This is a genomic window from Moraxella sp. CTOTU47724, assembly GCF_032014955.1.
Lineage (GTDB): Bacteria > Pseudomonadota > Gammaproteobacteria > Pseudomonadales > Moraxellaceae > Faucicola > Faucicola tetraodonis.
Genome location: NZ_DALZSV010000073.1, coordinates 1 through 9,530 on the forward strand (window position 1 = coordinate 1; position 9,530 = coordinate 9,530).

The 9,530-nt window shown below is 35.1% G+C and carries 11 protein-coding genes; 8 read left to right on the plus strand and 3 right to left on the minus strand.

Annotated elements, in window-relative coordinates; translation table 11 throughout:
* Window positions 1–276 precede the first annotated feature (276 nt).
* The 4 genes from RTR63_RS10790 to RTR63_RS10805 all read left to right on the plus strand — a co-directional run bounded on the left by RTR63_RS10790 (window position 277) and on the right by RTR63_RS10805 (window position 5,097).
* The gene (locus RTR63_RS10790; protein WP_167512209.1) at window positions 277–1,437 is read left to right on the plus strand and encodes an L-tyrosine/L-tryptophan isonitrile synthase family protein; all 1,161 of its coding nucleotides are present in this window, start codon (window positions 277–279) and stop codon (window positions 1,435–1,437) included.
* A 23-nt stretch (window positions 1,438–1,460) separates the two neighbouring features.
* Complete coding sequence (locus RTR63_RS10795) at window positions 1,461–2,663, plus strand: MFS transporter (protein WP_101965274.1); 1,203 nt, start codon at window positions 1,461–1,463, stop codon at window positions 2,661–2,663.
* Between the two features lie 513 nt (window positions 2,664–3,176).
* On the plus strand, window positions 3,177–4,223 hold the full coding sequence (locus RTR63_RS10800) for a fatty acid desaturase family protein (RefSeq protein WP_312524182.1): 1,047 nt from the start codon (window positions 3,177–3,179) through the stop codon (window positions 4,221–4,223).
* Window positions 4,213–5,097: a DMT family transporter gene (locus tag RTR63_RS10805; protein ID WP_095356980.1), complete on the plus strand. Its 885-nt coding sequence runs from the start codon at window positions 4,213–4,215 to the stop codon at window positions 5,095–5,097. The genes RTR63_RS10800 and RTR63_RS10805 overlap by 11 nt, the downstream gene beginning before the upstream one ends.
* 25 nt (window positions 5,098–5,122) lie before the next feature.
* Here RTR63_RS10805 and RTR63_RS10810 read toward each other — a convergent pair whose 3' ends face one another.
* Both RTR63_RS10810 and mobQ read right to left on the minus strand, forming a co-directional pair.
* Window positions 5,123–5,815, minus strand: coding sequence for a hypothetical protein (locus RTR63_RS10810; protein ID WP_312524185.1), 693 nt, complete (start codon window positions 5,813–5,815; stop codon window positions 5,123–5,125).
* Window positions 5,812–7,032 carry a MobQ family relaxase gene (mobQ, locus tag RTR63_RS10815; RefSeq protein ID WP_312524187.1) on the minus strand — a complete coding sequence of 407 codons (1,221 nt, stop codon included), beginning with the start codon at window positions 7,030–7,032 and terminating at the stop codon, window positions 5,812–5,814. The genes RTR63_RS10810 and mobQ overlap by 4 nt, the downstream gene beginning before the upstream one ends.
* Window positions 7,033–7,239: 207 nt before the next feature.
* Here mobQ and RTR63_RS10820 point away from each other — a divergent pair, with 207 nt between their 5' ends.
* Genes RTR63_RS10820 through RTR63_RS10835 form a run of 4 tightly spaced genes read left to right on the plus strand, consistent with a single transcriptional unit; the run spans window position 7,240 to window position 8,284 of the window.
* Window positions 7,240–7,518, plus strand: a complete 279-nt coding sequence (locus tag RTR63_RS10820) for a hypothetical protein (RefSeq protein WP_095356977.1) — start codon at window positions 7,240–7,242, stop codon at window positions 7,516–7,518.
* Between the two features lie 2 nt (window positions 7,519–7,520).
* Entirely contained in the window at window positions 7,521–7,820 is a 300-nt protein-coding gene (locus RTR63_RS10825) for a BrnT family toxin (protein ID WP_036605118.1), read from the plus strand.
* Complete coding sequence (locus tag RTR63_RS10830; RefSeq protein ID WP_036605116.1) at window positions 7,807–8,034, plus strand: hypothetical protein; 228 nt, start codon at window positions 7,807–7,809, stop codon at window positions 8,032–8,034. Before RTR63_RS10825 ends, RTR63_RS10830 begins: the two co-directional genes overlap by 14 nt.
* Window positions 8,021–8,284: a hypothetical protein gene (locus tag RTR63_RS10835; RefSeq protein ID WP_036605114.1), complete on the plus strand. Its 264-nt coding sequence runs from the start codon at window positions 8,021–8,023 to the stop codon at window positions 8,282–8,284. The genes RTR63_RS10830 and RTR63_RS10835 overlap by 14 nt, the downstream gene beginning before the upstream one ends.
* Window positions 8,285–8,322: 38 nt before the next feature.
* Here the strand turns inward: RTR63_RS10835 and RTR63_RS10840 are convergent, their stop codons facing one another.
* Window positions 8,323–9,411 (minus strand): RepB family plasmid replication initiator protein, encoded by a 1,089-nt coding sequence (locus RTR63_RS10840; RefSeq protein ID WP_312524191.1) that lies wholly within the window; start codon window positions 9,409–9,411, stop codon window positions 8,323–8,325.
* Window positions 9,412–9,530 lie beyond the last annotated feature (119 nt).

Consider the following 9,530-nt stretch of genomic DNA (forward strand, 5'->3'; position numbering starts at 1 on the left):
TTTACTCATATTTAGCCGTCATTTACTCATATTTAGCCGTCATTTACTCATATTTGAACTTCGCAAACCATTGATACAAGCGGTCTGCAAAGGGGTCTAAAAACTATATAAAAACTATATAAAAACTAAAAAAACATATCCAATAAAAAAATCTGTGGATAAGCTAGAAGATTAATCAATTTTCAAATCTTGTTTTTTGTTAAAATTTTAACAAAATAATGTTTGTTTGTTAAAATAATGCTATATTTTATAAAAAGTATGATTAAGGCGACATGGATGTCTAATAATATACTAACAATAGAAAGCTTATTGGCTGATTCAGTGCCTACATCTAACTATGAATGGGCTGATGAATTTCCTAATTTATCATTAAAAATACCAAATACTAATTTTGAAGGAGATAGAACATCATTGCTGAAAGAATGTTCTATCTATAACGATTTCGACATTGAAAAATTTTACAACTCTTATAAAAATCATTCGGAAACACAATTAATAATTGAGTTTTTGAACCATCATGCTTTTCAATTCAATTCGAGACGACGCTTTAGAGAATCTAAAAGAATTCAAAATATTATCGATCAAGTCATAAAACAATCAGCCTCTCTTAATATTGTTATTCCAATATTTTGTGTAATTGGTAATCGAGCAAAAAGAATAGAGCCAACAACACTAACTTTTGCTGAAGAATGCTCATTACATTCATTACAAAATATTTCTAGCCTATTTTCAAAAGTGACTAATATTGAGTTACGTTTTCAAATTATTGCCGATTCAAATTTTTATGTACGTCCATTAGGTTCTGATCCTGTTATTTCTTCTAAGTATTTAGATGATTTAAAAAAGTATTTAATAGATGAGAATTTAGAAAATCTTTACATTTATGATATGTGTGATATGGCTAAACATGATATTAAGAAATTTGAAGATAGTTATATGGAAATGTACGAAAAACTATCACTTGATTCAAGTTATGGGTTAGATAATGCTGAACATAAGGCTTGGGTTTCTGCTATGGCAGGAACAATTACGACTAGGGATATCATTGCACCTTATAATGAAATAGTGAAAACTTTTAGAGATAATGACTTTTCTAGTAAGTTTGGTAAAGAGGTTTTAAGAAGAACTGAAAGAGCATTCATTGATTATCGATCATTAAAATATGCTATGTCAAAGATGTCATGGGAAGAAAAATACTTCCCTAATTCTATTAGAGCAACAATTCATCAAAAACAACAAGATATATTAGGCTTAAGGATTTATCCTGAGTATAAAAAGACTTCTAAATTACTTCCTTATCATGGTGTAGCGGTATTGAAAAAAGTAGATGAAAAATACTGTATGCTAATTCAGCCGGAAATTAATATTGCCTCGCAAATTGGATGTAAACGTTATATCAATAACTATGCATTTTCTGATTTTTATCTCGATTTATGATTGAAAATGGAAAAATTACATACATGAGTATTATTAATTCTCTTAATATAAATACCCTAAGGTTTGCAATTCTTTATGCTATATCTTTTTCTGTGGCGAGTTTGGATCTAAGTATTACAGTTAGATCAGGGCAATTACTAACTCATAGTAATCTTGGAGGCACGGCTTCTTATGCTATGATAGGTATAGGAATGATTGTTGGTTCTCGTTGCGGTATGTTTTTAATTAATTATCTTGGGTTAAGACGAACTTATGCTTTGTCAGCATTGCTTTGTGTAGCATCAGGGCTTTTGTCTTCTTTTTCTGTAAAAAATAATCTATTTTATAGTTTTTCTTTTAGCCTATTGCTAGTTGGTATATTTATGGGATTATCCAATTATCATCGTCTTTTAGTTCAAGATATGGCAAAAGTAAAATCCCCATGGAATACTAATCTCGTCTTAGTTAGTGGGATTATTGGAGCAATTATAGGACCGTGGATTGCTAAACAAATTTCCCCTATGCCTGAGCTTTTCTATAAATCTTACTTAGCAGTTGCTTTTTTTGGAGTAATAGCATTAATTTTATGTTTTGCTTTACCTAAGAAACATTCTATTAGTCAAATAAATCCAAATTTTAAAATAAGCGATATAGAAAAAAATACGCTAATATATAAATCATTACTATATTTGGGTGGACTCATAGGGTTTTGTAGTTATGTAACTATGACTTTAGTAATGACATCTGTTCCATTAGAAGCAACAGAAAGAAAGATGACGGCTCCAGACATATCGACTCTAGTTCAATGGCATATGGTGGCTATGTATTTGCCAATAATAATAGTACCAATACTTATGAGTAAAATTCATATGCTACACGTTTTAAAAGCTAGCCTGTTTATTAGTATTATAGCCTTTCTAATATGTGCTTATGCAATTTGGAATTATGATGTTAACTACAGTATTTTATTAGTTACCATGCTTATAGCAGGTATTGTATGGGCATTTGGTTATTCGGTCTCATCAAACATAATTGCGATTAATCCTTATGGAATAATGTATCCAAAGTTTCGAGGCATAGTTGAAGTTTTTCCACCTCTAGGATTGATAACAGGATCTCTACTAGCCGGCTTAACATTAAATTATACAAATTTTAATTTTGTAATTATTCTAGCAAGTATTTTTCTAGCAATTCCGCTGCTTGTTGCAGTAAAAGAAAGTGCTAAATTTACTAAGTATATAAAATAACAAAATACAATTTTTAAAATGTTATTTAATTTTTCTTTTTCCCCATCGACCACTGCTAAGAGCTAGGCAAACGACGATAAGGAATTTTGTCGAGTAATTTTGAGTGTCTTTCAGCTGTCTAAAAAACCCTGGTTTATTAGACATATTATTTTAATCAAAAAATAACCCTAAAATTAGTTTGAAAATGCTCCAAAACCCATCTAATAAACATTGAATATAAAATCATTAAATTTAGCTTTATAAACATTTATCAAAATAGTCATGTTTTACTTAAACTTTTAATTATCAATAACTTTAACGAACACCAAATCACTTAGCGTACTATTTTTTCCGTTTTCTGTGGTAACCCCTTCATCAGAATAGATAAAAGCTTTTAAAAAAAAAGAAATCTTTTGTTATAGATATAGATGAAAATTAAATAATTGTAATTTAATTTTAAATAATAATTTTCATAAAAATTTTGGTATTTATATGTTATAAAATTAAAATCCAATATTTTTAGGGTTTTTCTTTATGCAAAGAGAATCAATACAAAATCAAAGCATAGTTACTAACAATAACAGATTTCTCAAACCTGTGTTAAATGATGAACAAATATCCAAATTAAAAATTTTAAATTCTAAGGACAATTTTCACGGATTTATCGCAATAATCATAGATATTGCTTGGATTTTAAGTGCTATTTATTTATCTTATTTTTCTCCATTTTTCTATCCGCTCACAATTCTTATTATTGGTTCTAGGCAAAGAGCACTCGCAAGTTTACTTCATGAAGCAGCTCATACAACTCTTTTTAAATCTCGAATATTAAATATTACTATTGGTAGGGTGCTTTGTGGATGGACAATATTACAGTCTTATGGAACATATCGTATTACTTATGTCTTAAATCACCATCCCAAAATTGGTAATGATTCTATAGACCCAGATTTAGTCTATATGCTTGAACAAGGTGTTTATAAATCACAAAGCCGTAGTGATTTTCTTAAAAACTATTTTATTAAACCTTTGTTAGGCTCGAATATTCCACATTATATACGCTATTTAATTAAAGACAGATTTATTACGGCTTTTAGAAATGATAAAGAACGTACAGAGGCAATCATGATCGTAGTATTTCATCTATCTATTATTTTAATTGCCTTTGCTACAGGTTGGATAAAAGAACTATTTCTTTTTTGGTGGATTCCATTTTTAGTGATTCATCCAGTTATTGGCTGGTTTAGTGAATTATCTGAGCATTATCCAATGATGGAATCAACTAACACTGCAAGATTTTATTCACGCAATAGATATGCAGGGTGGGTGGAAAGATTTTTTATCGGTATGCACTCGGATTATTTACATTTGACACATCATCTATATCCAGCTATTCCTCATTGGAATTTGAAAAAAGCGACAGAAATATTGCGTCAAGATGTAATTTTTGCAGAATGGGATAATTACTGGGGAGGGATTTTCTCATCTTCCACCCCTAATCGTACGAGTCTTTTAAAATATATTTTAGATGATAGAAAATTTACTTCATCCATTCAAAATGGTTTTGAATATGCTCAATAACTTAAAAAGAGCTGAATTTTTTGCGTTAATTGCTGCAATATTTAATGGTTCTATTGGGGTTTTTACTCGATTTGGTTTTAACAGTGGTTTAACTCCAAACACATTAGCATTTTGGAAATGCTTTGGAGCATTTTTATTATTATTTATATACTGTTTTGCAAACAAACAGCTACGCAAACAAACTTTAGCCTTAAAAAATTCATTTTATAAGTTTGCGATATTGAGTTTTCTTGGGATTTTCTGTCTCTATTTTTTTGAAACACAAGCTTTTAATCAAGCTTCTATTCCATTAGTTTCATTTCTTACTTATGCCGCTGGAGGCATAACCATTATTATGGCAGCAATGCTTTTAAAAGAAAGAATAAATATATATAAAATATCTGCCTTTATGTTTATCCTATTTGGGGTATATATAATTTTTCTGTTTGAAAAGAACGTTACGGGAAATAGCTTAGGAATTCTTTTTGCTCTTCTTGGAGGATTAGGATATGCTTTATTTATTTTCTTGATAAAGGTTTTTAAAATTGGAAGTGGGCTACCACAACTAGTTTGGCTTTTTGGGTTTGGTAGTGTTTATTTAATTATTCCTCTTCTGCTTGAAGGATTTAAATATCCTACTCTCGATTCAATTATTTTTATTATGGCTCTTATATTACTACCTACTATTGGGGGGTTTTTTTTTACTACTAAAGCAGTTAAAAACGGAGAAGCAAGTAAAGTACAAATTATTGAGACAAGCGACCCGCTTTTTGCAACACTTTTTGCCTTTATTGTATTTGGTGAATCATTGCAAGCTTTCGGTTATATAGGTGCAGGTATGATTATATTTGGTTTGATTTTATCAATGAAAAATCCAAAACAACTATTGCATTAAACACTAATTTCTCTACATTTTATAATTACTTTCCTATCGACCTTTGCCATGAACTGGGCAAACGACAATAAGCCGTCTTATCGCCTATTGAACTTTGCCCATAATTACATTGCTCAATCAGCACCTTCACACAAGCCACCCCATCACAGCGTCTAAAATCCGCCCCTGTCTCACGCTCTATCAAAGCAAGCTCCGCCCTGCGTTCTTTAATTTCCTCTAATGACGGAGTAAACCACAGGGTAAATGCCATTATCAACAAGAACGATAAAATCAGACTACCGCCAATAATAGACATGGTTTTTAGCCCTAGCGTTTCCTGTATCTTGCTTGTGGCGTTATTCACCACCGCTGATGAATCTTTGAGTAGCTTAATATAATCAAAGGTCACACGACTGGCATTGTCCTGTAAATCGCTAATCCCTGCATGAATACCCCTATCAACCCCACGTCTTACCTGTTGCTCCAAGGGCAAGCCTAGGCTTTGCTGAACTGTGTTAGTAACCCCACGCAATACCGCCGTCTCTAGCTCTTTGGCAGACTTTAAATTCTCGTTTTTTAAGTCCTTGATGGTCTCAAGTTGTTTTTCAACCGTGTTTGCCAATTGGCTAATCTGTTCGGATTGAGCGGTGATAACAGCTTGTTGTTGCTTAGTCTGTTCTACCAACTGTTCAATGGTTGCCATCATCATAAACAGGCGTTCATCGTTATTCATGCTCATGGGCTAAATCCTATGTCATTATCGTATTTGGGTGTGGGCTTTATTTGGCGCTGCGCTAACTGCCGTTGCCGTTCGGCTTCTCGCTGTACCTGTTGTTCCGCTAGGGCTTTCTCGGCTTTCCATTGCTCATATTTGCTCATAGCGGATTGCTCAAGCGTTTGCAGGGCATTAGGTGGTTGAATAGTCTGCTCACTCACAGGGGCATTTTTTTGGGCTTTCCACACTTCATACTGTGACCGCCAATCTTGTTCGTCCGTTGGTGGTTTTTGTGGATGTTGCGAAACATCTATTCTAACATCAACGCTAGGCGGTCTAATTTCGCTTTTTTGCGATTTTATAGGGGTGGGTGATGTTACCCTAGCTGAAATGTCTTTGTGTGGCTCTATTGGAGTTTTAGACGCATTTTTGAGGGTTTGCTGAATCACAATTTCACTTTCTAGGATTTTTTTCTGCATAAGATTGGCATTATGGGCTTTGATATCCCTGTTTTTGTTGCCCACATCTGTGCGTATGCCGTTACGCTCCAGTTCGGTGGCTTGCCAACCCATTTTAACCGTGGGTAGGGTGTCTAGCCCTCTGTCCTTGTGGCTACGGTGGTCGATACGCTCATCTATGCCATGCTCGGCTAGATATTCGTTGGTTAAGTCCGCCCACGCCTTACGGATTTCTTTGAGTTCATCTTGATTGGATAATAGCCCTGCCTGTTTTAACTGGGTATTGCTCATCTCAAGCTGTGATTTGTCGGTCAGTTTGATGTTGCCGTTACGGTCTAGTTCAATTTTTCGGGTTGTCAAAAGCAAATGAGCGTGGAAATTTCGGTTATCGCCTTGCTTATCAGGTGCGTGAACTGCCACATCAACCGCTACTTGATACTTTTTGCTTAACTGACTGGCAAACTCATGCGCCAGCATGTTGCCTGTGCCTTGGTCGCCCTGCATTAACTCATGGGGAATATTAATCACAATCTCTCTAGCCGTTCGGCTATTGCTTCGATTTTCGCTTTTCTCTGCCAAATTCCAAAGCTCGTTACGGTCAACTTTAACATCATTGGGCGTTGCCAATCCTGTCCAAAGCACTCCATGACGTTTTGTATAATCGTATGTTTTACCTAATCGCTCATCGGTAATCGCAATCCCTGCACGATAGGCAATACTCGCAACGGCACTACGTCCGCTACTGCGTGATATTGGCTTAGTCGATAAGTGATAAATTGCCATTTAGATTTTTTCTTTTGCGTTTTTAACCAAAAACCGTATCGCGGTTTTTGTGGGGGTTGCAAGGGGGAACGCCTGCCGAACTTGAAAACTTGGGATAATGTAGCTTGCGTAATTATATCAGAGTTTTCGTAAGTTCGCACTTCGTGTTATTTGGTGATAGGTGAATCCGTGTTATAATTGGCAATATTTCAATGAAAGGCAGTGGTTATGGCGGATTTAGAACAGCAGTTAGCACAGCTGGAACAAAAGACAGCAAGGTTAAAGGATAGAATTAAGAGACAAGATACTGCGGAAAAGGTGGTTATTGGTGGCATGATGTTGGCTTACGCTCGTAAAAGCCCTGCCAATGCAAAACGCTTGCTTGATATTATGCAAAGTGAGTTAAGGGAACAAGATTTAAAGCGTGTTGATAGGGCTAAAAATGAGTTGTCTTTAATCGTTGGTAATAGTGAGTTGGCAAATGCTAGTCATTATCAAGGTGGTTAGTGATGCCAATTCTTGATTTGTTTGGTATGGTGTTTGAGTGGCATGACGATAAGTTTGCGTTGGTACACCAAAATCGCGGTATTTCTTTGGAAGAAGTGGCTAGTGTGTTTTTTGATGATTGTTCGATTGATAAGGATGATTTTGCTAGTCATGATGAGCAAAGAACTTTGACGATTGGTATGAGTAACCAGGCTCGTTTGTTGGTTGTGGTTTGGACACAAAGAGAAAATATGATTCGCATTATTACGGCTTTTTTTCCAACGAAAAGCCAAGAGAAGGAGTACGCCAATGCAAGATATTGATTTGGAATATGAACGCTATAAGGATTTTGATTTTACTGGGGCTACTCGTACCAATAATCCTAAAATCTTGGAGATGAGGGCGAGAAAGAAAGCTTATGATAGGTTTATGGACTTTTTTGATAAAGAAGTTCAAGACATTGTGTTAAGCCATGATACGCCACAGGATAGAACACGCTTGAATGCGGTGATTAAGGCGATGTATGCAACCGCTTGAGTATACTGCTGCGCAACGTGATAAGGTGTTAGATGATTTGTTTGCGATGTTACCTAGTCACAATGGTTTGGTGATTGAGCGTTTGTACCATAGCAATAGGCGGTATGCGATCCGCTCTTTTGCTAATCCTGCTGAATCGGTGGATTCGGTGACGGTGGTGAAGTTTGGTACGGGTGATGGGTTTTCTAAAGACGATACGCCAAGAGATACCCATTCGATTGAACGCTATCTTGAACAAGCCAGGGATTGAATTTTTTCTTTGGTTTTTTCATTTTCGTTTTGCTCGATTTAGATATTTCTTGTTCTCTCTAACAGCTCTTGTACCTTGTAAAAGCTCTTTACGGTCTTCGGGTCTTTGAGCTGTAGTTTCCACTCTTCAAAAATCTCTGGGTAATCCCTGCGATCATTGGGGGCGATTTTACTGCTGTTGGCATCGATAAATTCTTTGGTATAAACGCCAATTTTTTTGATTTGGGCATCTGATAAGCCTTTGGTTTGCCATGATGGCACTTTGGTCTGTTGGGCTTCGTTGTCGGTTTGTCCGTTTACCCAGTCGATGGTGTTAGGGTCTCTTTCAGCAATCAACTTTTTAGCAGATTCTTTGAGCTTGAATTTAAGCTCAAGATGGGTAAATTTTCGTCCTTTTTTTAGCATTTCATATTTAACTTTATAAGGTGATTTTTCGTTGATTTCATTAACCGCAGTTTCAACAACCCATCTTTTCAAGTCAGCTACTAACGGATATTTATCAAATAAAACTAGCATAAATCGCAGGTCGTCAAGGCTGATTTTTACATAGCCTGTTGACTTATACTGCATTAGCAACTGATAAATCCTAAACGTATAGATACTGCTAAATTCCGTGACGTCTGCTAAAGCAAATTGGGTAAAACTTGCTCTCAAATCACTTAATAACGGTACAATCCGTTTATGAAAAACAATCCGAGCTACGATATTGTCATCATCTCTACGATTGGGTAACGAATCCAATAAATTATAAGTTCTAAGACCATGTAAATATTTGCGATGGTCTTCAGGGTTTGGGTATTTTTCTCTTAACCGTTGCTCAGCTGTTCTATCAACACGCAAGACCTCTGATAGCCATTGAAACTCTAAGTCACCATCTTCTCTAGGTACAACGATGGTTTTTTTTAGCAGTTGAGTGGTGGCATGACGGATTTCTCTAGCCACAGTATCTGGATTTACCCCAAACGCTAAAAAATCATCACGAGTAATATAAAACGCTGTTTCAGGATCAAGCGGTACGCCTTTAGGAATTTGCTTTAAAGCACAGTAAATTAACCGTTGTTCATTTAAGGTTAAATTGTATGCACTGGTGACAATGGAATTGTCCATTACAATTAGGTCATTACTCATTAGACAAGCTCATAATAATCTTATTATGAGAATAATATCATAATTCATAAATGAGTAAAATACATTACTCATATTTAGCCGTCATTTACTCATATTTAGCCGTCATTTACTCATATTTA